General features: G+C 32.5%; 23 protein-coding genes and 3 tRNA genes. 14 read left to right on the top strand and 12 right to left on the bottom strand.

All coding sequences use genetic code 11. The features are described from left to right. Positions 1 to 238 precede the first annotated feature (238 nt). Positions 239 to 1,015: a LuxR C-terminal-related transcriptional regulator gene (locus AC2DGP_RS15430; RefSeq protein ID WP_484490954.1), complete on the top strand. Its 777-nt coding sequence runs from the start codon at positions 239 to 241 to the stop codon at positions 1,013 to 1,015. 136 nt (positions 1,016 to 1,151) lie between these two features. Here AC2DGP_RS15430 and AC2DGP_RS15425 read toward each other — a convergent pair. The 4 genes from AC2DGP_RS15425 to AC2DGP_RS15410 form a co-directional block, all read right to left on the bottom strand. Continuing rightward, positions 1,152 to 1,225: transfer RNA gene (locus tag AC2DGP_RS15425), tRNA-Arg, on the bottom strand. 46 nt (positions 1,226 to 1,271) lie between these two features. Then, positions 1,272 to 1,346: transfer RNA gene (locus AC2DGP_RS15420), tRNA-Pro, on the bottom strand. A 25-nt stretch (positions 1,347 to 1,371) separates the two neighbouring features. Next, positions 1,372 to 1,458, bottom strand: a tRNA-Ser gene (locus AC2DGP_RS15415). Between the two features lie 262 nt (positions 1,459 to 1,720). Then, entirely contained in the window at positions 1,721 to 3,769 is a 2,049-nt protein-coding gene (locus AC2DGP_RS15410; RefSeq protein ID WP_484490953.1) for an HD family phosphohydrolase, read from the bottom strand. A 182-nt stretch (positions 3,770 to 3,951) separates the two neighbouring features. On the opposite strand from AC2DGP_RS15410, the gene AC2DGP_RS15405 reads away from it, so the two are divergent. From AC2DGP_RS15405 to AC2DGP_RS15375, 7 genes are all read left to right on the top strand, one after another. Next, the gene (locus AC2DGP_RS15405) at positions 3,952 to 5,139 is read left to right on the top strand and encodes an acetyl-CoA C-acyltransferase (RefSeq protein WP_484490952.1); all 1,188 of its coding nucleotides are present in this window, start codon (positions 3,952 to 3,954) and stop codon (positions 5,137 to 5,139) included. Further along, on the top strand, positions 5,139 to 5,909 hold the full coding sequence (locus tag AC2DGP_RS15400; protein ID WP_484490951.1) for a C40 family peptidase: 771 nt from the start codon (positions 5,139 to 5,141) through the stop codon (positions 5,907 to 5,909). Before AC2DGP_RS15405 ends, AC2DGP_RS15400 begins: the two co-directional genes overlap by 1 nt. Before the next feature lie 93 nt (positions 5,910 to 6,002). Next, positions 6,003 to 6,467 carry a DUF6452 family protein gene (locus AC2DGP_RS15395; RefSeq protein ID WP_484490950.1) on the top strand — a complete coding sequence of 155 codons (465 nt, stop codon included), beginning with the start codon at positions 6,003 to 6,005 and terminating at the stop codon, positions 6,465 to 6,467. Beyond that, positions 6,433 to 7,212, top strand: coding sequence for a DUF6048 family protein (locus AC2DGP_RS15390; RefSeq protein WP_484490949.1), 780 nt, complete (start codon positions 6,433 to 6,435; stop codon positions 7,210 to 7,212). The genes AC2DGP_RS15395 and AC2DGP_RS15390 overlap by 35 nt, the downstream gene beginning before the upstream one ends. Positions 7,213 to 7,217: 5 nt before the next feature. Further along, positions 7,218 to 8,168: an isopenicillin N synthase family dioxygenase gene (locus tag AC2DGP_RS15385; protein WP_484490948.1), complete on the top strand. Its 951-nt coding sequence runs from the start codon at positions 7,218 to 7,220 to the stop codon at positions 8,166 to 8,168. A gap of 2 nt (positions 8,169 to 8,170) precedes the next feature. Then, on the top strand, positions 8,171 to 8,347 hold the full coding sequence (locus AC2DGP_RS15380; RefSeq protein WP_484490947.1) for a hypothetical protein: 177 nt from the start codon (positions 8,171 to 8,173) through the stop codon (positions 8,345 to 8,347). Positions 8,348 to 8,359: 12 nt separating this feature from the next. Beyond that, positions 8,360 to 8,710 (top strand): translation initiation factor, encoded by a 351-nt coding sequence (locus tag AC2DGP_RS15375; RefSeq protein WP_484490946.1) that lies wholly within the window; start codon positions 8,360 to 8,362, stop codon positions 8,708 to 8,710. A 48-nt stretch (positions 8,711 to 8,758) separates the two neighbouring features. Here the strand turns inward: AC2DGP_RS15375 and ung are convergent, their stop codons facing one another. Then, on the bottom strand, positions 8,759 to 9,424 hold the full coding sequence (gene ung, locus AC2DGP_RS15370; protein WP_484490945.1) for a uracil-DNA glycosylase: 666 nt from the start codon (positions 9,422 to 9,424) through the stop codon (positions 8,759 to 8,761). A gap of 155 nt (positions 9,425 to 9,579) precedes the next feature. On the opposite strand from ung, the gene AC2DGP_RS15365 reads away from it, so the two are divergent. Further along, positions 9,580 to 11,793, top strand: a complete 2,214-nt coding sequence (locus tag AC2DGP_RS15365) for an endonuclease MutS2 (protein WP_484490944.1) — start codon at positions 9,580 to 9,582, stop codon at positions 11,791 to 11,793. Between the two features lie 60 nt (positions 11,794 to 11,853). Further along, on the top strand, positions 11,854 to 12,261 hold the full coding sequence (locus AC2DGP_RS15360) for a hypothetical protein (RefSeq protein WP_484490943.1): 408 nt from the start codon (positions 11,854 to 11,856) through the stop codon (positions 12,259 to 12,261). Here AC2DGP_RS15360 and AC2DGP_RS15355 read toward each other — a convergent pair whose 3' ends face one another. Beyond that, positions 12,262 to 12,942 (bottom strand): rhomboid family intramembrane serine protease, encoded by a 681-nt coding sequence (locus AC2DGP_RS15355; RefSeq protein ID WP_484490942.1) that lies wholly within the window; start codon positions 12,940 to 12,942, stop codon positions 12,262 to 12,264. Between the two features lie 78 nt (positions 12,943 to 13,020). Here AC2DGP_RS15355 and AC2DGP_RS15350 point away from each other — a divergent pair, with 78 nt between their 5' ends. Continuing rightward, on the top strand, positions 13,021 to 14,295 hold the full coding sequence (locus tag AC2DGP_RS15350) for a replication-associated recombination protein A (RefSeq protein WP_484490941.1): 1,275 nt from the start codon (positions 13,021 to 13,023) through the stop codon (positions 14,293 to 14,295). Position 14,296: 1 nt separating this feature from the next. Here AC2DGP_RS15350 and AC2DGP_RS15345 read toward each other — a convergent pair whose 3' ends face one another. The 6 genes from AC2DGP_RS15345 to radC are packed head-to-tail and all read right to left on the bottom strand — an operon-like array spanning position 14,297 to position 20,645. After that, positions 14,297 to 15,088 (bottom strand): hypothetical protein, encoded by a 792-nt coding sequence (locus AC2DGP_RS15345; RefSeq protein WP_484490940.1) that lies wholly within the window; start codon positions 15,086 to 15,088, stop codon positions 14,297 to 14,299. 5 nt (positions 15,089 to 15,093) lie between these two features. Next, positions 15,094 to 16,515 (bottom strand): lipopolysaccharide biosynthesis protein, encoded by a 1,422-nt coding sequence (locus AC2DGP_RS15340; RefSeq protein ID WP_484490939.1) that lies wholly within the window; start codon positions 16,513 to 16,515, stop codon positions 15,094 to 15,096. Further along, complete coding sequence (locus AC2DGP_RS15335) at positions 16,508 to 17,737, bottom strand: glycosyltransferase family 4 protein (protein WP_484490938.1); 1,230 nt, start codon at positions 17,735 to 17,737, stop codon at positions 16,508 to 16,510. Before AC2DGP_RS15335 ends, AC2DGP_RS15340 begins: the two co-directional genes overlap by 8 nt. Further along, positions 17,734 to 18,612, bottom strand: coding sequence for a hypothetical protein (locus AC2DGP_RS15330; protein WP_484490937.1), 879 nt, complete (start codon positions 18,610 to 18,612; stop codon positions 17,734 to 17,736). Before AC2DGP_RS15330 ends, AC2DGP_RS15335 begins: the two co-directional genes overlap by 4 nt. After that, positions 18,605 to 19,915: a polysaccharide deacetylase family protein gene (locus tag AC2DGP_RS15325; RefSeq protein ID WP_484490936.1), complete on the bottom strand. Its 1,311-nt coding sequence runs from the start codon at positions 19,913 to 19,915 to the stop codon at positions 18,605 to 18,607. Before AC2DGP_RS15325 ends, AC2DGP_RS15330 begins: the two co-directional genes overlap by 8 nt. A 34-nt stretch (positions 19,916 to 19,949) precedes the next feature. Next, positions 19,950 to 20,645 carry a RadC family protein gene (gene radC / locus AC2DGP_RS15320; RefSeq protein WP_484490935.1) on the bottom strand — a complete coding sequence of 232 codons (696 nt, stop codon included), beginning with the start codon at positions 20,643 to 20,645 and terminating at the stop codon, positions 19,950 to 19,952. Positions 20,646 to 20,770: 125 nt separating this feature from the next. On the opposite strand from radC, the gene trkA reads away from it, so the two are divergent. From trkA to AC2DGP_RS15305, 3 genes are all read left to right on the top strand, one after another. Further along, a complete protein-coding gene (trkA, locus tag AC2DGP_RS15315; protein ID WP_484490934.1) occupies positions 20,771 to 22,120 on the top strand; it encodes a Trk system potassium transporter TrkA in 1,350 nt (449 codons plus the stop codon). A gap of 3 nt (positions 22,121 to 22,123) precedes the next feature. After that, positions 22,124 to 23,629, top strand: a complete 1,506-nt coding sequence (locus tag AC2DGP_RS15310) for a TrkH family potassium uptake protein (protein ID WP_484490933.1) — start codon at positions 22,124 to 22,126, stop codon at positions 23,627 to 23,629. A 74-nt stretch (positions 23,630 to 23,703) separates the two neighbouring features. Then, positions 23,704 to 24,249, top strand: a complete 546-nt coding sequence (locus AC2DGP_RS15305; RefSeq protein ID WP_484490932.1) for a hypothetical protein — start codon at positions 23,704 to 23,706, stop codon at positions 24,247 to 24,249. The last annotated feature ends 2 nt before the right edge of the window (positions 24,250 to 24,251 follow it).

The following is a 24,251-nucleotide window of genomic DNA, read 5'->3' as shown; positions in this document are numbered from 1 at the left end:
AGTTCTCTTTTTCATGAATCTTCAATATTTTTCTTTAGCAAAGAATACACTTTGATTGTTTCGACTAGTACTGTTTTGCTAAAAAAAGTTTAATAAACGTACTCTACGCTAATGAACATCATTGGAGCAGCTTATAGACAAATATAATTCAAATAAACAACACAAAACATACCCTATATGGGGTATATTTAACTATAAATAGCTATATTGAAATTTCATAAAAACCACTAGCCCCTAAATGAAAGAAACTAATATTGCTAAAATCAGGAAAGTTTGGGAAGATGATAATAAAGTTTTAAAGCCTACGAAACAAAAATTCTACCTAGAATTAGTAGACCAAATAGCATCCTTATTCACCATAGGCTCCTATTATTATTACATTCTAAATTTTGAAAATCTTAAAATGGAATACGTACACCCATCTGTTGATGACGTTCTAGGAATTAATCCAATTAATTTTTCGGTTGATGTAGTTCTTGATGTAATGCATCCAGAAGATTTATCTAAAATGCATCAAAAAGAACAGAAAGTCTTAAATTTTTTCTTGCATAAAATATCTCTAGAAGAAATGCTTGAATACAAGGTTGTTTACTTGATGAGGTTAAGAAACGCGGAGGGAGTGTATAAAACGATTCTGCACCAAGTAAAAACATTAACTGTATCAGAAGATGGTAAAATACAGCGAGTGATCGGAATTCATACTGATGTGACTCATTTAAACATGCCGATTGATCATAAAATATCTTTTATTAGTCAAACCAAACCTTCCTATTTTGCAACAGAAACTGATATAGAATACCATCTAATGAGAGATCGATTTGCTAAATTATTTACGAAAAGAGAAAAGGAAATTATAAAGAAAATTTCTGAAGGTAATGATTTTAATAATCTAGCGGAACACTTCAACCTGTCTCCTCATACAATCCAGACTCACAAAAAAAACATATTAAAAAAGTCGCATTGTAAAAACATCACCGAACTAGTTACAAAATGCATTCGTGAGGGTATCATTTAAGCGATCTGTAAAAACTTATTATGAAAAGCCTAAATATAAGAATGATATTATTTAACGAACTTATATAGGCCACGAAAATAAAAAACTATAAAACAGAAAAGCCTCACAAATTTAATTTGTGAGGCTTGTTTATCTGTGAGCGCAGAAGGATTCGAACCTTCGACCGCCTCCTTAGAAGGGAGGTGCTCTATCCAGCTGAGCTATGCGCCCATTAACAATACTAAGTATTGATAATGCAATTAAATTCTTTACTTCGTCGGGGTGGCAGGATTCGAACCTGCGACCTCCTCGTCCCAAACGAGGCGCGATGACCGGGCTACGCTACACCCCGAAGTATAGAAAATTGTAAAAAATTGCGGAGAGGAAGGGATTCGAACCCCCGGTACCCGTAAAGGTACAACTCCTTAGCAGGGAGCCCCGTTCGACCACTCCGGCACCTCTCCTAGATTTTTAACAATCTGTTTATTTAATATTGTAAAAGAACTTATTTTTTGCGTGTGCAAATCTACACTACCTTTACGTATTACACAACCTTTTTGAGGTTTTTTTTCAATAATATTTCGCTTTTTTTTTCTCTACAACGACCAAAACACACCAACTCTCTGAAATCAAATAAATTACCAAAAAAACTCAGATAACAAGAAATCCTTTTTAATTTAAAATTTCATGTCCTCTTCCCCATTTACGTCAGAACCCCTCTTTATTTTATTCTGGGTACTCAATTCTTAGGTGATAAATATTTTTCAGTTTTTTCTTTAGCACCTTTTTAATCGTTTCAATTTCTCTAAAAGTAATGTCGGCATTTCTAAACTGGCCATCTTCCATTTGCTTTGCTACAATCCTATCAATTAACACATCTATAGATTGGGCTGTTGGCTCTTTTAAACTTTTAGAAGCAGCTTCAGCAGCGTCACTCATCATTAATATCGCAGTCTCTTTAGAAAATGGAATTGGTCCTGGGTATTGAAAATCTTCTTTATTGATGTCCTCCAAATTCCCTTCCTCTTCTTTTTTTAAGAAGTAATACACGGTACTAGTTCCATGATGGGTTCTTATAAAATCAATAATTCTATCCGGTAGTCCATATTTTTTAGCCAGCTCAATCCCATTTAAAGTATGATTGATTATGATTCTAGCACTATCCTTTGGCGTTAAATCATCATGCGGATTGACTGAGGTAGATTGATTTTCGGTAAAATACATTGGATTTACCATTTTACCAATATCATGATACAAAGCTCCAGTCCTAACCAGCATAGAATTTGCTCCAATTTCATTGGCTGCTGCTTCCGCCAAGTTGGCAACCTGCATAGAGTGTTGAAAAGTACCTGGTGCTTTTTCATTCAGATCTCTGAGTAATTTTGAATTTGTATTTGACAGTTCTAATAAAGTTACATCAGAAACCAAACCAAAAGTTTTCTCATACATCCATATCAAAAACAATGACAAAAATGACAAAACACCATTCAAAGCAAACATGACAAAGTAATCCCAGTTTATCTGTGTAATGGATCCTTCATGAATAATTGAAAACGCGAAATACGTTAACATATAAATCAATGTAATTTGGCCAACCGAAATAAATAAGTTAGCACGCTTATACAACTCAGAAACGGTTAAAATTGTAACGATCCCAGCAATGATCTGAAGATAAATAAATTCAAAACTATTAGGTACAATAAACCCTAACAACAAAACAGTTAAAACATGTGTAAAAAGTCCCAATCGAGCATCAAAAAAAGCTTTTAATACAATGGGTAAAATACTCAAAGGCACCACATAAAGGTAATCTACCTGATATTTAATTGTAAACGTAACTAAAAATATCATCAATAATATATTGAAGAAAATAAAGGTTACCTTCATGTTATCATCAAAAATCTCAGCTCGATCTTTCCTTAAGAACAGCAACAACATCAACAATGCCAAAGAAACCAAAACGGTATACCCAAACACAATCCAATAATAATTAGCTTGACTCCATGTTTGAGATTTGTATTCATTTTTTAAAGAGTTCAGGATGTCGAATTTTTTACCTTCTACAATATCTCCTTTAAAAACAATCAACTGATTAGCACTTATCAAACCAGTTGTATAGGAAATAGAATTGATCGAATTCTGAAGCGCCTTATTCGTGAAATTTTCATCATATCGAATATTTCCTTTTACCACCTGCGGAATTATTCGAATCAAATCATCATTATATTTATAATTTGATCGTGAAGAAATTTTAGATTGTATAAATTGAAATAGCTCATTAGAGGCGATAAAATCATCAAAAGACACTTCAATAATTTCATTCCCTCTTCTAAGAATTACTTGTTCTGAAGGATCTGAAACTTTTGCCTCACTCGCAGCATCCACAAAGCCCTTTTTATACAAACCGGACAATATTGAATTCCCTTTAGCCATAATGACACGCACGGTTAAAGAATCTACATTCAATTCTTTCACTTTTTGCAACATTTGCTTTTGAACTTCTGGAAAAACGGTATAATCGTACTCAAAAAACAATTTTGACTTTACAGTCAATTCCCTTTTTTCTTGTTCAATTAAATCAGGACTTTTCTGAATTGCAAAGTCAAATGGAGCATATAAATTTTCATATTGCCATGGTTTTCCTTTTTGAAATTCATACTTAAACTTCCCTCCTTTTGGAAAAAAATACACTACTAAAAAAACAGTAATGATAAACAGAAAAACTTTATAAATTACAGAATTATTCTGATAAATTGTATTGATGATTTTTTTCATGTAATCTTAATTGATAGTCAAAAATAAACAAATTTAAAGGGAGTATGATTTCTAACCAATATTTTATTAATTCTAGATTATTTTTTACATTTAAGCAGCGTCTATTCTCAATGTAAATCCGAATATTTTCTCGATTTATTTGAGTACTTTCGCAAGAACCTCTTTCTTAATCCTTAAAGCTTATGAACAAAAAAGTAGTGATTGTTTCAGCCGTACGAACTCCGATAGGTAGTTTTCTTGGAAGCTTATCTAGCATATCAGCAACAGATCTAGGTGCTATCGCTATCAAAGGGGCTTTGGAAAAAATAAATTTAGCGCCCCATATGGTGGAAGAAGTTTTAATGGGGAATGTACTTCAAGCTAACCTAGGACAGGCGCCTACAAAACAAGCTGCATTAAAAGCAGGAATCCCTGATACAGTTCCTTGTACTACTATCAATAAGGTATGTGCCTCTGGTATGAAAACCGTAACGCAAGCCGTACAATCCATTCTTTGTGGAGATGCAGAAATTATTGTTGCAGGAGGTATGGAAAACATGTCGCAGGCTCCTCACTATTTCAAAGCAAGAGAAGGCACTAAATTTGGAAACTTAAATTTGGTAGACGGATTATTAAAAGATGGGTTAACCAATGTATATGACCAACAACACATGGGAGTATGTGCAGACCTTTGTGCAGAAACCTATAAAATAAGCAGAACCAAACAAGACGATTTTGCAGAAAACTCCTATAAAAAAGCCAAACAAACATGGGATAATAATGGATTTTCTGAAGAAATTATACCTGTAAGCATTCCGCAAAGAAAAGGAGATGCTATTGTTGTGGATAGAGATGAGGAGTTCCTTAAAGTTAATTTTGAAAAAATGAGAGCCTTGAAACCTGCTTTTTCAAAAGAAGGAACCGTAACCGCAGCCAATGCCTCTACTTTAAATGATGGTGCTGCCGCTTTAGTTCTTATGTCAGAAGAAAAAGCTTTGGAACTTAATTTAACTCCCCTTGCCGGCATTCTTGGCTATGCAGATGCATCGCAAGAACCGGAATTTTTTACTACTAGTCCTTCTAAAGCATTACCTAAAGCGATTTCAAAAGCAAACATAACTTTAGACGAGGTAGATTATTTTGAATTAAACGAAGCTTTTTCTGTAGTTGGACTTGCCAATTGCGACATCTTAGATATTCCATTAAACAAAACAAATATAAAAGGAGGTTCGGTTGCATTAGGACATCCTTTGGGTTGTTCAGGTGCAAGAATTTTAGTTACTTTGACCCATATTCTTTTTAGCAACAATGGTAATATTGGAGCTGCAGGAATTTGTAATGGCGGTGGTGGTGCCACTGCAATTATTATTGAAAAAAACAAAAACAATTAATGGATTACGGAATTTGTAATTTAAGCATCGTTCCTTTACGCGACGAACCCTCTGATAAAGCTGAATTGGTATCTCAAATATTGTTCGGAGAACATTTTAAAGTACTCGAAATCCGTAAAAAATGGAGCAAAATTCGTTTGGCATTTGACAGCTATGAGGGCTGGTTAGACAACAAACAATTTGAATTGATTGAAAAAGAAATGTATGAATCACTAGAGAAGGCTCCCAAAATTTTGGCAGGCAATCTAGTAGACTTTATTTCTAATCAAAAAAATGAATTGATGACGGTTCCCATTGGGGCAAATCTTCCAAATTTCAGCAATAACAAGTTTTCCATTGCAAACGAACACTATAGTTATGATGGAGATGTTTTAAGCTCTCAACGCCCTAAATCAAATTTAATTCAAACTGCTTTTTTATTTTTAAATAGTCCCTACTTATGGGGTGGAAAAACTCCATTTGGCATTGATTGCTCAGGTTTTTCACAACTGGTCTACAAATTGAACGGTTATAGTTTAAAAAGAGATGCATCGCAGCAAGCCAAACAAGGAGAAGTATTGAGCTTTATTGAAGAAAGTGAACCAGGAGATTTGGCCTTTTTTGATAATGATGAAGGAGCCATCACTCACGTTGGAATTATCATGAAAGATAATTACATCATTCATGCCCATGGAAAAGTTAGAATAGATAGACTAGACCATTCTGGAATTTATAATGTGGATTCTAAAAGACACACCCACAAACTGCGGGTAATCAAAAAAATAATTTAAGTAGTGTTAAATATCTGATAACTAAAAAAAAATAAAATAAACTAGATGATACTTTAGTATCTTTGGCAGCATATTAGAATTGACTTCATTACAATGAAAAAAATATTATTTGTTTTTACACTTTTATTACTATTATTTACTTCTTGTGAAGATGATGATTTTTGTGATGACCCAACGACTCCAAGACTAATTATTGGATTTTACGATAAAGAAGATCCTACTACTAAAAAACAAGTACCTATTTATGCTTGGGCTGATCAAAAAGACTCTATTTATCAATTGGTATTGACTGATTCTATTTTACTGCCACTAAACACCCAGTCAACTTCAACCAAATACAAATTAGCAACTACAAATATTGTTGAAACTATTGATTTAACCTATACAACTTCAGATGTTTTTATATCGGAAGGATGCGGCTATATTGCTCACTTTAATGATTTCGGTGCCATCTTGGAACCTATAGATGATAGTGAAGACAGTTGGATAGATAGAATGGAAGTAAGCGTTACAAAAATTGAAAATGAAACAGAGACACATATTAAGGTTTTCCATTAGTTTTTGTTTTATTCTGTTTGTAACCCTTGCAAACAGTCAAGAAAAAACAGAACCGGAAACAAAACAAGATACAGAGGTTGTAGCAAAAACTTCTACCATAGATACAGACTCTATTGTTGTATATAAAAAAAACTATGGATTAAGATTGGGGATTGATATTGTCAAACCCATATTATCTGCAGTAAAAACCAACTACAGTGGTTTTGAAATTGTAGGTGATTATAGAATTAAAAAAAACTTATACATTGCAGCAGAAATTGGTGTTGCTGAGCAAGTAAAAAGAAGAGATACTTATGCTTTTACCGCCAGTGGATCATACATTTCTGCAGGTGTTAACTGGAACACCTTTAAAAACTGGCTGGAAATGGATAACGAAATCTATGTTGGTGCTCGTTATGGTTTTAGTTTATTTGATCAAACCGTAGATCAATATACTATTTATCAAGAAGGAACTGAAATTGATGGTATCTCTGGTCCTTATTTTGAACCGAGAACAAATTTAACTCCAAGAACATACGAAAACTTAACAGCGCATTGGTTTGGGTTGTTATTCGGGTTGAAGGTAGAAACTCTCAAAAATTTATATCTGGGTGCTCACATTCAATTTAATTTTATGCTGAATCAAACGCAACCTGATAATTTCCAAAATCTATACGTTCCCGGATTTAACAAAGTTTTTTCTACCGGAACAGGTCTTGGTTTTGGATACACTATCGCTTATAGAATACCATTGTACAAAAGATAACCTCTATGCAAAAAATACCTAGTGTTAATTTACAGGATTTTTTATCTGAAAATCCTGAAAAGAAAAAAGCTTTTACTCAAGAAATTGGTACTGCTTTTAATGAAATTGGTTTTGTGGCTCTAAAAGGTCATTTTTTAAGTGATCCATTAACAAATAGCCTATACAAAGAAATCAAACATTTTTTTGAACTTCCGGAAGATGTGAAAAAAAAATATGAGATTGAAGGTATTGGCGGACAGAGAGGATATACTTCTTTTGGAAAAGAAAGTGCTAAAGGTAAAAAAGAAGCTGACCTAAAAGAATTTTGGCACTTTGGACAATATGTACAAAATGACGCTACATTAAAAAAACAATACCCAGAAAATGTTATTGTTTCTGAAATCCCTGAATTTAACAGGATTGGGAAAGAAGCTTTTCAGTTATTAGAAAAAACTGCAAAATATGTTTTACGCGCTATTGCCTTGCATCTAAAATTAGATGAATTCTATTTTGATCCTTATATTTTAAATGGAAACAGTATTCTTAGACCGATCCACTATCCTCCTATTGAAGATAAACCTAAGGGAGCAGAACGTGCCGCTGCACATGGAGATATCAATTTAATAACGTTATTGATGGGAGCACATGGAAAAGGGCTTCAGGTACAAAATCATAATGGAGATTGGATTGACGCGATTGCGCAACCTGATGAATTAATGATTAATGTAGGGGACATGCTTTCTAGATTAACAAACAATAAATTAAAATCTACCATCCACAAGGTTATCAATCCTCCGAAAGAACTTTGGGGAACCTCTAGATACTCTATTCCTTTTTTCATGCATCCAAAAGCTGAAATGAAGTTGAACTGTTTGGATGCTTGCATTAATGAAAACAACCCCAAATTATACGAAGATATTACCGCAGGTGAATTTTTAACAGAACGGTTAATTGAATTAGGACTGATAAAAGCATAGGCATGGATAAAAATATAGTAAGAGTATTTATTCTGGGTTTTATTTGGGTTGCTACCGGGATAGTGATCAACCTAACTAAAGAGGAAGAAGGTGCAGGAGTTTTGGCACTAGCAATTGGACTTTCCATAGAATCTGTTGCGCTCATTATGTTCTTTTGGAAAAAAATTAAAAACAAATAATAGAGAGTTAGCATGGCTAAAAAGAAATTAACAGACTTATCAGATTTGGGAGGATTTGTATTCTCTACAAACGATGATTTCGATTTAAATCAAAACGAAGCACTAGAAACTCTTTCTCCTAAGGATCAAAGATTAGAGGCCTTATTTTCTAACAAAGGAAGAGGAGGAAAAACCGTAACCGTAATTAAAGGTTTTGAAGGATCAGAAGCTGACTTAAAAGCTTTAGGAAAAAAACTTAAAACTAAATGTGGCGTTGGAGGCTCTATTAAAGACGGAGAAATTATAATTCAAGGTAAATACCGTGATAAAATCATGGAAATCTTAAAAGCAGATGGTTACAACGTAAAACGAGTTGGTGGTTAATTAATCTTTGTTTTACCTGCAGCATCACTCACAAAACTCTTTCAGACATTACCAATTAATTACATCACTATTTTTTGATTGTAAGTATTGGTTGGTTTTACTAAAATGTTTGTTTCCGAACCAGTAGCCTCTATTTGCACTTAATGGAGAAGGATGACCTGTTTTCAAAACAAAATGTTTAGTCTCATCAATTTTTCTACCTTTTTTTTGAGCATAACCTCCCCATAAAAGAAAAACTACATGCTCGCAATCATTTGAAATTTTTTCAATAACAGCATCCGTAAATTTTTCCCAGCCCTTCTTCTGATGCGATCCCGCTTTATGAGCCTCTACGGTTAACGTGGCATTTAACAAAAGGACACCTTGCTCTGCCCAATGAGACAAGTTGCCTGAATTTGAAATTTCTAACCCAATATCTGTTGCTAACTCTTTATAAATATTTTTCAAGGAAGGTGGTGGATTTACACCATCTAACACCGAAAAGCTCAAGCCATGTGCCTGTCCAACATCATGATAAGGATCTTGCCCTAATAGTACTACTTTAATATCTTTCAATCTACAAGCATTAAATGCAGCAAAAATATCTTCCTTTTTAGGGAAACAAGTTGTTGTTTCGTATTCCTTTTCTACAAAACTTTCTAACTCTTTAAAATAAGGTTTTTGGAACTCATTTTTTAAAATATCTTTCCACTCGGCACTTAAATTTTCTAACATAAGGTATCAATTGGCACAAATATAAAATCATTCTTCTTAATTCTAAAAAAATTATCGTGTAACTCTTGACAGAAAACAATTCTTTTTATGAAATATCCTTACTTTTGTAAGCACTACAATCATCTTAAATTGTAGAAGAAAAACTACGTATATCAATGGGATTTATATCACAAAAAACATTAGACGACTTAGAATTTAATTCTATTTTAAATAGTGTTGAAGAGCACTGCATATCTGACTTAGGAAAAAAATTAGTACAAGAAATCAAACCGATTTCTAACAAACCTGATTTATTTGTTGAGCTAGCTCAGGTAAAAGAATATAATTCTTCGCTTATAAGTGAAAACAGAATTCCTAATCATTATTTTGAAGATCTTACAAAAGAAATACATCTTTTAAAAATAGAAAACAGCCGTTTAGACGCAGCTTCTTTTTTAAAAATTGCAACTAACTCTGAAACTGTTAATGAACTTTTACTTTTCTTCAAGAAATTTGCTGATTATTTCCCTACACTTCTTTCTAAATCGTCTGAAATTGAATATACAAAGACTGCGATAGACGAAATACAAAAAATAATTACTCCCTATGGAGAAGTACAAGATAAAGCCTCTACTTTTTTAAGAGAAATTCGAAAAGAAATAAATATTGCAAGAGCAAAGTTAAGTAGTTCTTTTTCTCGAGAAATGAGCAGGTATGACAGTGCAGGATATCTAGATGATATTAGAGAGTCTGTTGTAGACAACCAGCGTGTTTTAGCGGTTCAAAACATGCATAGAAAAAAAGTAAAAGGAAGTTTATTAGGAAGTTCTAAAACAGGAAGTATTGTTTTTATTGCCCCGCAAGCGACTTTAGAGCTACATAGAGAAATACAAAATCTACAGCATGATGAGAAACAAGAAATCAACAGGCTACTTAAAGTTTTAACCGAAACAATTCGCCCGTTTTTTCCTTTATTCATCAGTTATCAATCCTACTTAACAAAACTAGATTGTATCGGTGCAAAGGCCAAACATGCCTATGCCAATAACGCATTATTACCTAAATTCTCTGACTCAAAAAGAATCTATTTTCAAGAGGCCTATCATCCAATATTACTAGAAAAAAACAGAAAGGCAGCATTACCTATTATTCCTCAAACCCTTGAATTAAGTGAACAACAGCAAATTATTGTTATCTCAGGGCCTAATGCTGGTGGAAAAAGTATCACATTAAAAACAATTGGTTTACTGCAAGTAATGGTACAGAGCGGTATGCTAATTCCAGTTGATGAACATAGTGAAACTTATTTTTTTGACACCATTTTATCTGATATTGGAGACAACCAATCCATAGAAAATCAATTAAGTACCTATAGTTATCGCCTTAAAAACATGCGCGGTTTCTTAAAAAGATGTAACGAACATACTTTATTTCTAATTGATGAATTTGGTACAGGAAGTGATCCAGATTTAGGAGGAGCCCTTGCTGAGATTTTTTTAGAAGAATTTTATACAAAAAAAGCATTTGGGGTAATTACAACTCACTACTCCAATTTAAAAGTATTGGCTAATGAATTGGAAAATGTAAGTAATGCAAACATGCAGTTTGATGAGCGAACCTTAGAACCTTTATTCAAATTACATATTGGACAAGCAGGAAGCTCCTTTACTTTTGAGGTTGCTCAAAAAAACGGAATCCCTTTTAGTTTGATCAACAGAGCAAAGAAAAAGGTAGAGGGAGAAAAAATCAGATTGGATAAAACAATTTCTAAACTTCAAAAAGAAAGAAATCAGTTACAACGAAATTCTCAAGTACTAGAAAACGAACAACTAAAGGCAAAAAACCAAACTCAAAATTTATCTGACAAAGAATCAAAAATAAAGGCGAAACTAAACAGTTTTCAAGAGCTATACGATAAAAACCAAAAAATGTTAACTTTTGGAAGGAAATCAAACGAATTGCTTAATAAATACTTCCAAACCAACAACAAAAAGGCACTTTTTGCTGAATTCAACAAATGGGTATTGATAGAAAAAACTAAATATTTAGAATTGAACCCACCTGTGAAGAAAGATAAAAAAGCAAAAGCAGCGAAAAAAGAAAAAATAAAAGCCGAAAAAATAAAAGAGGTACAGTTAGAAAAAATAGAAAAAGAGATTCTAACAAAAGTTGTAGAGGTACGAAAAGAAAAAGAAGTAGAAGCAAAACGCAAGGCGAAAGAAAAAGCTTCTTATAAATTTAAGGTAAATGACAAAGTAAGACTGATTGATGGAAAGGCTTGTGGAATTATTGATAAAATAGAAAAAAACAAGGTTGTTATTGATTACGGAATGTTTACAACACAAGCAACTTTAGATAAAATTGAGCTTGTTGTTGCTGCTAAAAAATAAATTTAGTTTCTAAAGGGTTATTCATTGTTTTATGTATCTTTAAAATCTAAATATACCCCTATGAAAACTTATGTATTCGCATTATTATGCACAGTAGCAATTAGTCTAAATTCATGTAATCAAAAAACTGCATGTACCGATTTTAAAACAGGTACATTTTTAATTGCAAATGACACTTTATTTGAAAATGCTGCAACCCTTATCAAAACCAAAACTAGTCAACAACAAATAAACAGCAAAGGAGACACCTTATTTGCTAATGTAAAATGGCTGAATGATTGCTCCTACAAACTTTCTTTTGACAAGAAAAAAATGCACTTATCCCCTTTTCATATCAATATTAATACTCGAGGTGGAATTTTAGTAGAATTCGGTATTCCTAATGGGGACATTATGCCTTATGTTTCTGTTATCAAAGGAGAAACAAAAACAGAGACATTTAAAGGTTATTTAAAAAAAGTAAAATAATCAATCATTGTCTACTTCCTCTTCTTCTATTACTGGAGGTGGAGGGGGACTAAAATTACCATCTTCATCAAACCAAGAATCAAATTCAGTTTTTTTGAAGATGTATTCTTTCTTTTGAGGGCCAATTTTTCGATACATGATAGAAAAAATGAATCCAACTATCAATCCTGATAAATGCCCCTCCCATGAGATCCCTTTTTCTATAGGAAGAACATACCAAAACATACTTCCATATAGAAAAATTACCACTAATGAAACGGATATCAATCGGAAATGTTTTCTTAAAATACCACTGAAGAAAATAAAACTAAATAAAAGGTAGACCACACCGCTCATTCCAACGTGAAACCCCTCTCCTCCTATCAACCAAGTAGAAAACCCGGTTAATAAAGTTCCTAAAATTAGTAGTCTCAAAGCAATTTCATGATAGAAATAATAGATCATTCCAATAAACACAAACACAGGAATGCTGTTATTAAATAAATGTTTGGTATCAGAATGTATAAAAGGAGAACATAAAACGCCAATCAGCCCATCAACTTTTCTTGGATAAACCCCCAATTTGGTGAAATTAAGTCCGAACTTTATTTCTATCCAATACACCAACCACATCAAAAAAACCACCAGCACTGGAATTCTAAAAACTTTTTTTGAATAAGTAAACGGATTATTCTCTTCCATGAATTATTGGGTATATCTAAAAGCTAATTTAAACTTATTCTCCGAAAAAAATCTCTCTCAAAATTGTATTTTTACATCATGAATGAACCATTAGCAGAACGTATCCGTCCGAAAACCTTAGAAGACTACATTAGTCAACAACATTTGGTTGGGCAAACAGGGATATTGACCCAACATATTAAAAAAGGGATCATACCTTCCTTAATTTTATGGGGGCCTCCTGGTATCGGAAAAACAACCCTTGCTAATATCATTTCCAAAGAATCTCAAAGGCCTTTTTACACATTAAGTGCAATTAATTCTGGAGTAAAGGATGTGAGAGAGGTAATTGAAAAAGCACGTCAAAGCGGAGGTTTGTTCACTGCAAAGAATCCAATTTTATTTATTGATGAAATTCATAGATTTAGCAAATCACAACAAGACTCTTTATTAGCAGCCGTTGAGAAAGGATGGGTAACACTTATTGGCGCAACTACTGAAAACCCAAGTTTTGAGGTGATTCCTGCCTTATTATCACGATGCCAGGTTTATATTTTAAATTCTTTTGACAAAACGGATCTTATCAACCTTTTGGAAAGAGCTATGGAAAAAGATGATTTGATTAAATCAAAGGAAGTTACATTGCAAGAAACAGATGCGTTAATTCAAGTTTCAAGTGGTGACGCAAGAAAACTGCTTAACGTATTTGAATTAGTGGTGTCCTCAGAGGAAAAACCTGTTACAATTACCAACGAGTTAGTTTTAAGTAAAGTTCAGAAGAATACGGTACGATATGACAAAACAGGGGAACAACACTATGATATTGTCTCTGCGTTTATTAAATCAATTCGCGGGAGTGACCCTAATGCAGCCGTATATTGGTTGGCAAGAATGATTGAAGGAGGAGAAGACGTAAAATTCATTGCAAGGCGTTTGTTAATTGCTGCATCAGAAGACATCGGAAATGCCAATCCAACGGCATTGATTATGGCCAATTCTACCTTTCAAGCAGTCGCAACTATAGGATATCCTGAATCTCGAATTCTGTTGAGTCAATGTGCCATTTATTTAGCCAATTCACCGAAAAGTAATAGCTCTTACGTTGCTATTAATGAAGCTTTACAACTTGTTCAAAACACAGGTGACTTATCCGTTCCTCTTCACTTACGCAACGCGCCAACAAAATTGATGAAGGATCTTAACTATGGAAAGGACTATAAGTACTCTCATAATTATGAAAATAATTTTGTCTCTCAAGAATTTTTACCAAAAGAAATTGAAAACACCAAATTTTATGAGCCTAGTAATAATGCAAGAGAAAACGACTTTAGGAATACGCTAAAAGCACGTTGGCGAGAAAAGTATAATTACTAAATTATTGTTTTGTAAACTTCATTGTGGTAATTCCTGTTGGGGCAGAAAAATCTACATACAATAAGCCATCTTCGTCAAAATAAGCAATTGTATTGATAAAATCCCCATAAGAATCTTTCCATTGGGTTTTGAATACATTAGGCAAAGATGTTTCAAATAACTTGCAAATAACATCACCTTGTGCGTAGTTAATAGATTCGCTAGAACTAACCTTACCAATATAACTACCACCTGATTTAGTCAATTCTACCACCAAATTTGTATTGTTCTTATAAACCAAAACATCTTTCAAAACAGGCACTTTGGTGTTTTTGGGAGTTATTGTAGGTGCAGCTACCACATCAATCGGAACTTCCGCCGCTGGTTGAGGAATGTAGGTATAATTCAACGCTGCAAAACTTTTAAAAGCATTTCTAATACTTTCTTGATATCCCTTTTTAAATTCCTTCTCACTACTTGACCCTATTTCACTGGAAAACACAACATTGTTATAACAGTCCATCAAGTCAAAATTCACTTTACTTCTAAACATCGAAGATTTTTTATTCATCTTCAATTTTAGTCCACCACACTCCATCACGACATATTCTCTTGGAATTTTTTCTGTATCCCAAAACACTTTCATTCCTTCTTTTTCTAATAGAAACCGAGTCAGAGAATTCAATTGATACTGATCTCTAGAGTTCTGAAATGAAAATTGATCTGGAACAACCACATAAGCATAGTTATTAATTGTTTTTTGGGCAGAAACAGTGATCGTTAGAAACAGAAAGAAGAGAATTGTTTTTGTCATTTGTACTATTTTAATTTTAAAATTAGTGTGATATCCTTACGATACAAAAAGAAATAACTTAAAGCGAACAATAAAACAAGTATATATTTAGTAACTATTTTAAATTCAAAAAAATCCATTACAAAAAAATAACAAATAATTTGCCCACTTAAAAACAGTACATACTTTAAAAAGTATCGGATGTTTTTCTTATTCAAATTTATGAAATTTTTATCTCCTATCAAGAAAAGAGTCAAAACTAAAATATAGGTAGCTAAAGTAGTTACGGTTGCAGACTTGTAACCTAAATATTTAACTGCAAAAAAAGTGGTTACTAAATTAAATACAACTCCTATCAAGAAGAAAACATTCAATCTCCTTAGTTTATTGGTGAATTTAAATCGTAATTCATAAAAGTTTGTAAGACCTGTTAATATCACTACAAAAAAGACAACTGGCATTATATCGTATGCAATCCTAAATTTAGGCCCTAAAAACAAAGCTGATATTTCTTTTGAGAAAAAACTTAAATACAAAACTATGGGTATACCAATAACACAGAATACTTTAATATAATTTCTAATTTTTAATATTGAAGTGTCTGTCCCTTTTTCAAACAATTTGATCAAACTAGGGTTTACTGTATTAAAATACACTGTAACAATTGCAGAAATTGAAAGTTGACTAATTTTATATATTTGGTCATAAATACCTACTTCTTCTATTCTTCCCGTCAAGGCGATTATATACCTATCACTAAGTGTTATTAATAATACACAAACATGTATAAACAAACCTGTAATTGCATAGTTACCAATATCTTTTAATGAAATTATATCCATTTTGAATGATTTCAATTTCAACTTCAAAGGGTTTAAAATCAATAGCACCAAAAAGGATAAAATTTCGACAATCATCAAACTTGAAATCATTGCTGAAATATCTACATCCAACATAAACGCAAAGTAAAGAAGCAATAAAAAAGCAATAATACTTCTGATAATTTGAAAAACAGAATAAAATTTTGAATTTCCTTCTATTCTAACAACAATCATATAAAACGAAAATATTTGACTAAAAACCAAGTGCAAAAAAGAAAACAGAATCAACTTTTGAACGATATTCCGTACATCCAATACAGACCAACCAACAACTATAACAAAAGTAATCACAAAAGATGCTCCAAATAATAATGTTAAATTTCCGAATAAAAACTTTAATCTGTTGTTATTCTTATAATTTTCATAAAATCTCCAAATGCATGAACTAATCCATGAATAAAGAATTACTCCAATAAAAGAAAAAGACACACTTACAATTCCAAGGACACCATAATCTGCCACCGAATAGTGTCGCGTAAACACTCCTACCTTAGCAAGTCCCAAAATTATTGGAATTACAGAAGCCAGAAAATACCAAGAAAAATCTTTTAGAAACACCTTATTCATTTAACTCTAATTTTCTTTTTTCTAGCGCAACTTTATAGTATTCCAATAGCTTTTCAAATTCACTACCCCAATTATATTTTAAAACAGCCGCAGATCTACCATTCCTACTAAAAGTTTCATATAGGTTGGTATCTGAAAGCATTTTAATCATTGCCTCAACAATGCCATTTATATTCTCTGGATCTACTAGTAGTCCACAATTATCCTTCTCAATAAATTCTTTGATATGACCAAAATCACTACCAATTATCGGTAATCCAAAAGTCATATATTCAAAAATTTTAATAAACATTTTTATTTTAAATGATTTTTCTGGTAATGGTATTAAAACGCCTACTTTGCTCAAATTATAATAATTCTCCATTTTATCATACCTAACATAATCATGTAAAATAACATTATCCTTTAAGCCTTCTTTTTCAATGATATCCTCCATTCGTTCCTTTAAACCAACGGGTGTATATTTCCCTATAAATAATAATTTAAAGTTTGTAAACTCTTTTTTCACCAAGGAAGATGCCTTTAAAAGTGATATAACCCCTCTTAATTCGGTAATTGAACCAGTATAAATAAAATCATATTTTTTATCAGAGTTTTTTAGATCACGATACTCATCTTGATTATCAGTGTAATTATAAATTACCTCAGCTTTTTCAGTTCCTATCGCTTTTCTAAAAGCGTTTCTAACAATTTCTTCAGTAGAAATTACAAGATCATATTTTTTTGATTTTTTCTTTTCCCAATAATCAACCCACTTTGAAAACAAAACAACAACAATTTTCAACAATCCTCTTTCAGTTGAAAGAGAAACATAGTCTTCAGCATAAGGTTCGTGAGAGTCATAAAAAACTACAGGTTTCTGCTTTAATCGTTTAAGTTTACCTCCAATTCTATTTAACCAAAAATCATGAAAATGATAAATATCCGAATGCTGCTTTTTAGCTTCCAAATAAAGCTTTTTATAATTATTATTTGGATTCAATCGTTTCAAAATAAAATTTATATATCTATTGTTCGAAAACGTTTTAACTTTAAAAACAACAAATTCCACTCCTTCTTTGGTCATTCCTCGGTCATTAGAATCCCCTATCAGTAGATAAACAACTTGATATCCTCTTTTGACTAAAGGAACAGCCATTTTCCAATATATACGATCATCGTACAACTCATGTTTGTCTGCTAAAAAACAAATTTTGAGTGCTTTTTCCGAATTACTATTCATCTATTAATAAGTTTAAAGGGCATCTCCAATTTTCCATAATTTTCATAAATACTACCAAAACTCCTATAAAAAGAAGCAACACCTTTTATCATTGACCCTTCAAAATCTAAAATTAATTCAGAATCTGAAAACTCTTTTATCAATTCTGTGATCAATAATGTATGTATTCCGTATTTCTTGGCTTCAATAGAAGACACAGGCAAAAGATAGGTAATTCTTTTCTTTTCTTTTATTAATAAAATAGCCGACAAAAGAATTCCTCCTTTAAACACACCCCAAATTAAAATCTCTTTTCGTTTTAATTCTAAAATCCCCCTTAATTTCCCTGCACTTTCTTTTGATAATTCATAAGGTAATTTTTGACTAAAAAGGAAACTTAAAAACTCAGATGAACTAAGTTTTTTGTCTAGAAAAATGTCTTTAATAGTATGACTCTTTTTTAATTCTCTTTTTCTATTTTTATTTAATCTCTTTATATTTTCTTCATATGAGTTAGATAAAGACAACAAATAATTTATTCTAGTCTTAGATAAAGACAACTTAGGATTGCCCGAATTAAACTGAATTGTTACTTTCTTAAACTTCGAAGGAATATTTCCAATAAATTCATTTACCAAATCTTCAGAAATTCTATTTACTGAAAAAACACCCAATTGTTGTGTCCAACAAGGTGGATATACATACTTAATAAAAAACTTCTGTCTCCATGGCAACGGCATTACCGCTTCATAATCATTCAGCACTAAAACGTCCCAATTATCAGCTACTATATCCAAATACCAAGAAAATGCATACACTCTTGAATTCAATGCTTTTTCAATACACTTGTCATATTTCTGTGTATCGAGATTCTTTCGTTTGATATATTTAATCATTCTTTATCATATCTAAAACATCACCATAAATACCTTTCCATCCTTTCCAAATTCCATAATCACTAAGTATTTCATTATGGAATAAAGTCACAAAAGTTCCATTTACCTTTTTTACTTCTTGCAACAATTCTTTAATTTTCAACAAGGCTTGTTTCGAAGATAAACTCATCACCTCATTTAATGCATAATCATTGACTGCAAAAGGAAATACTTTTAAAGGAGTTTGAATTTCAAAATCAAGATCGTAAAAATAAAAAGGAGTACAAGTGCTCGCCCTAAAACCAAGATAATCAGAATAGCCCATGGTATAATCTTCCTCAACCTCTAAATCAATTAATTTCTGATAGGTTTCTGGCAAATGGTTTCTTAATAAATGTTGTTTCGTTTTAGAAACAGGGGTATTGATAATAGACTCCATTTTTTTCAATTCCTTTTTCATCAACTCCTCCTTTTTCATTGTAAAATAAGACAAGTTCAAACCTACTTTCACATAATCAGACATAGATTTAATTAACAATCTATATTTATCTTTTGTGATAGAAACATTATTATCATAAGTACTTACATTAGATATTAAGAAAAATAATACCGTTGGAAACTGGTATACTTTTTTCAATCTTACAATTTCATCATAAGTATCATACGGATCCTTTTTCACCTTTAACAAAACCAAGGCACGATCAATAAAAGCACTTAATTTAAAAGTAAAAAAATCTATCATAAATCCACCAATAGAACGAACCAAACCTTTAGCTCTATAAATATAAGCTTGATTTATGTCAAAAGTACTGATGTATGAAAACGTTCTCTTTTCAAAAGTATGTTCTGGAAATTTTGCCTGTAAAACCTCTAAAAATTTAAATGCCCAAATATCAATCAGCGGTCTTTTTAAAAAACCATTTCTAAAAGCAATGCTCTCTTCCACTGAAAAACGTTCATGTTCATCTTGAACATGAGGTAAATATTCTTCGTACCTACTTATTAAGTAAAAACTAGCCGCAAAAATATCATAGGGTATCGAAGATTTTTTACCTGCAGTAAAAAAACAAGGTACATCCTCATCCCATTTGGCAATAGAGAACTCTATATCATTGATCCCTTGTTCAAACAATAAATCATACGACCTTATAAAAAATTCATTCCCCAACGGCACCTTAGAATAATTTAGCTTGGCTCCGTTAAATGCAACAAACTCTTCTATTTTAGTGGTAAAACTAACCTTAGAATTCAATATCCTTATAAAAATATGCTTAAAAATATAAGTAAGCCTAGGGGTTATTTTATGAGTATATACCAATACCATTTTTGGAGAAATTATTTTATTTAAAGACGATACCTTAAATAATCAAGGCTTCATCGGCAAAGCTAAAATAAGCTTTTTCTGTAATTATTAAATGATCCAGTAGTTTAATATCTAAACTCCGGCCAGCATCCTTAATTTTCTCTGTAACCTCTTTGTCTGCTATACTAGGAATCAAATTTCCAGAAGGATGATTGTGACACAAAATAATACCCGTTGCTAATTGTTCTAACCCTTGTTTAAAAAGCAACCGAATATCCACTACAGTACCTGTCAAACCTCCTCTGCTCAACATTACCTTCTGCAGTACTTTATTGGAATTATTCAAGAACAACACCCAAAATTCCTCATGCATCAAGTTTCCTATAATAGGCTCCATTAAATCAAACACATCTTTGCTACTTGTAATCTTATCATGAACTTTTGTATCCGCCATCCGTAATCTACTGCCTAACTCAAGTCCGGTTATTATAGAAACAGCTTTCGCTTCTCCAATGCCACGAAACGCTTCTAATTCAGTTAAAGACATTTTAAACAGTTTGTTCAAACTATTATCACACTGCACTAATATTCTTTTGGCTAACTCAACAGCAGACTCATTTCTGTTTCCAGAACCAATCAATATCGCAATCAATTCTGCATCAGACAAAACTCTTTTTCCCTTCAAAATCAACTTTTCACGTGGCCTATCAGAAATATCCCAATTCTTAATTGTAAAAGATTCCTTTTTCATATTGCTTTTTCTATTCAAGATAAGATAACTTCTTCAAATATTTTTAAAGAAACGTTTTCGCTATTTATCAAAATCATTAGAGTAATGAATAATTTCTTCTTTATCTTTGTATAAATTTATTTTCAATGAAAATTATTATAGCGGGTGCTGGAGACGTTGGTTTCCACTTGGCAAAACTTCTTTCAAACGAAGCTCAAGACACCTTTGTGATTGATTCAAATCCTAAAAAACTTAAGTATATTGATGATCATTTGGATGTGATTTCTGTAAAAGGAGATGCTACTTCTATCAAATCATTAAAAGAAGTAGGTGTGGAAAATGCCGATCTAATTTTAGCGGTTACTGAATCTCAGAACACGAACCTAACCATTGCTGCACTTAGCAAGAAGTTAGGAGTTAAGAAAACCATTGCTAGAATTTCTAATACCGAATTCCTCACAACCAATGAAATAAATTTTGCGGAAGTAGGTATTGATTATATGATATCTCCGGAATTTTTGGCTGCCAAAGAAATTGAAGCGCTTTTAAATGAATCTGTCTTTAACGACAAATTTGAATTTGAAAATGGTGCGATCACAATTTTAGGAGCTAGACTCTCTTCTGAGTCGCCAAGTTTAGGAAAAACAGTTCAGGAAGTTAAAGAAATGTACCCTGAAATAGATTTTACTATTATCTCTCTAAAAAGAGAGAATACTATTGAAACGATTATTCCTAGAGGGAGTACTAAATTTAAGCACCACGATCAGGTATATTTTTCTGTAACGAAACAACATATTGAAAAGGTTTACGAACTGATTGGGAAAAAGAAAGTTGGGATCAAGGATGTAATGATTCTTGGAGGAAGTAGAATTGGGCAAAAAGCTGCAAAAAACTTATGTGATCACAATTTTAATGTAAAATTAATCGAAAGCAAAAGAGACAAAGCTTTTGAACTTGCCGATTCGCTATGCAACACCCTGATCATTCAAGGAGATGGTAGAAATGTAGAATTACTAGATGAAGAAGCCATCAATAAAATGGATGCTTTTGTTGCCGTTACCGGTAATTCTGAAACCAACATTATGTCTTGTCTTGTTGCCAAGTCAAAAGGAGTTAAAAAAACCATTGCTTTAGTTGAGAACATGGATTATATTAACATTTCTCAAACTATCGGAATAGACACATTAATTAACAAAAAACTACTTGCTGCAGGGGCTATTTTCAAACATGTACGAAAAGGAAAGGTTCTAGCACTTGCCAACTTACACAACGTTGATGCCGAAGTATTGGAATTTTTTGTGAGACGAAATGCAAAAGCAACCAAACTAAAAATCAAAGACCTTGGATTAACGGACAAAGCCGTAATTGGCGGTGTTGTAAGAAAAGGGGAAGCTGTTATGACTTTTGGAGATTTTCAAATATTAAAGGGAGATAGAGTAATTGTATTCTGTTTACCAGAATCTATTGGAGAGGTAGAAAAATTATTTAACAACTAAACAATGAAATCTTCTGGATTAAATTATAAAATAGTCGTTAGTTTTTTGGGATTAACCGCTATGTTAAATGGTATTTTCATGCTATTTGCAGTTCCTTTTAGTCTATACAACCAAGAGGAAACTTACACAGGAATTCTCTCTGCTGGACTGATCACTATCTGCATAGGTTTTTTTATGTGGTTCTTGAATAGAAACGCTCCTAAAACCTTGCACAAACGAGAAGGATACATCATTGTAACCTTGGGTTGGCTAATTTTAACCTTTACTGGTGCGCTACCTTATTTATTCACTGGAACGATCCCTCATTTTGCGGATGCAATTTTTGAAACCATTTCAGGATACTCTACCACCGGGGCTTCTATTGTGAACGATATCGAAGCATTACCTAACGGAATTTTATTTTGGCGAAGTGCAACTCATTGGATTGGTGGAATGGGAATTATTGTATTGACGATCGCTATTTTACCACTCTTAGGAATTGGTGGTATGCAATTATTTATGGCAGAAGCACCTGGGCCTTCAGCAGATAAGATGCACCCGAGAATCACTCAAACAGCAAAACGTTTATGGTTAATTTACGTTTCCCTTACGTTAACTGAATTTTTCTTGTTAAAAATTGCAGGAATGACGTGGTTTGATGCCTTAAATCATGCTATGGCCACCATGAGTACGGGAGGTTTTTCAACAAAAAATGCAAGTATGGCTTACTGGAACCATATGCCAATTATTCAATACATTGTGATTGCCTTTATGTTTGTAGCAGGAACCAATTTTATACTTACTTACTTTGCCCTTAAAGGAAAAATCAGAAAAATATTTCAAAACGAAGAATTCAAATATTATTTTTTCGGATCTATATTCATGACTATTGTAATCACAATAATCATTCAATATTTCCAAACACCTGGGATAGAATCAACCATAGAACACCCAATGCCATGGGGAACCCTCGAGAGTTCTTTTAGACATGCCGGTTTTCAAGTAGTTGCAGTGCTTACCACAACAGGTTTTGTTTCGGCTGATTACACTACATGGAATTCCTTGGCTACTATGCTTATTTTTTCACTTTTCTTAATTGGAGGATCTGCAGGTTCTACAAGTGGTGGTGTAAAAATTGTACGCCACATCATTATGATAAAAAATAGTGTTTTAGAATTTAAAAAGTTACTACACCCAAATGCAATTATTCCGGTTAGATACGACAATAAAGGAGTTTCAAGAATTATTGTTTTTAATATACTCTCCTTCTTTGTTCTTTACATGCTTATATTTATTTCGAGTGCTATAATTCTTAGTTTTATGGGATTAGAATTTGATTCTGCCATAGGTGCTGCGGCATCATCGCTAGGAAATGTAGGTCCTGCGCTGGGATCATTGAGTCCTGTAGATAATTATGCTCACCTATCTGATCCTGCCAAAGTATTCTGTTCATTTCTTATGCTAATTGGTAGGCTGGAACTTTTTACGGTTTTAATATTGTTTACCCCTTTCTTTTGGAAAAGAACTTAACAAATATCATATAAAGCAAAGTCAGATATCTATACTTTTGCCACTGAAAAAAAACTAATTATCACCTTTCAATCATGAATAAGAATATGTTATCAAAATACATTACAATTGCTCTTGTAATGTTTTCGTTTCATCTGTTTGCCCAAGAAAATGAGCAAGAAAAAGAAAAATCTTGTAAACATTTTAGAGTAAGCCCTGTTTTAAGTCATACTTATATCCCAACGGCCACCTCTGAGGGCACACAAACAATTATCGTCCCCTCCATTGGATTAGATTTGGAGTATTGGTTCAGTCGCAAATTTGGAATAGGACTTCATAATGACTTAGAACTTTTTAACTACGAAATAGAAAAAGCAGGAGAAGAACTCACTGTTGAAAGAGAATACCCTGTGGTAGTTACTTTGGATGGATTAGCCAAAGTTTACAAGGACTTAGTAGTTGTGTTTGGAGCTGGTGTTGAATTTGAAAAAAACCAAAATCTCTATATTGTTAGAGCTGGACTAGAATACGAAATAGAATTTGCAGAAAACTGGGACCTATCTCCTACTTTCTTCTATGATTATCGTCATAAAGAATTCGGTACCTGGTCTATGGGTATTGGAGTCGGTAGACGATTTTAAAA

This window comes from Flavicella sp. IMCC45537, assembly GCF_057197705.1.
Note: the sequence above shows the minus strand (reverse complement) of the source record. Positions and strands in the feature narration are given on the sequence as shown.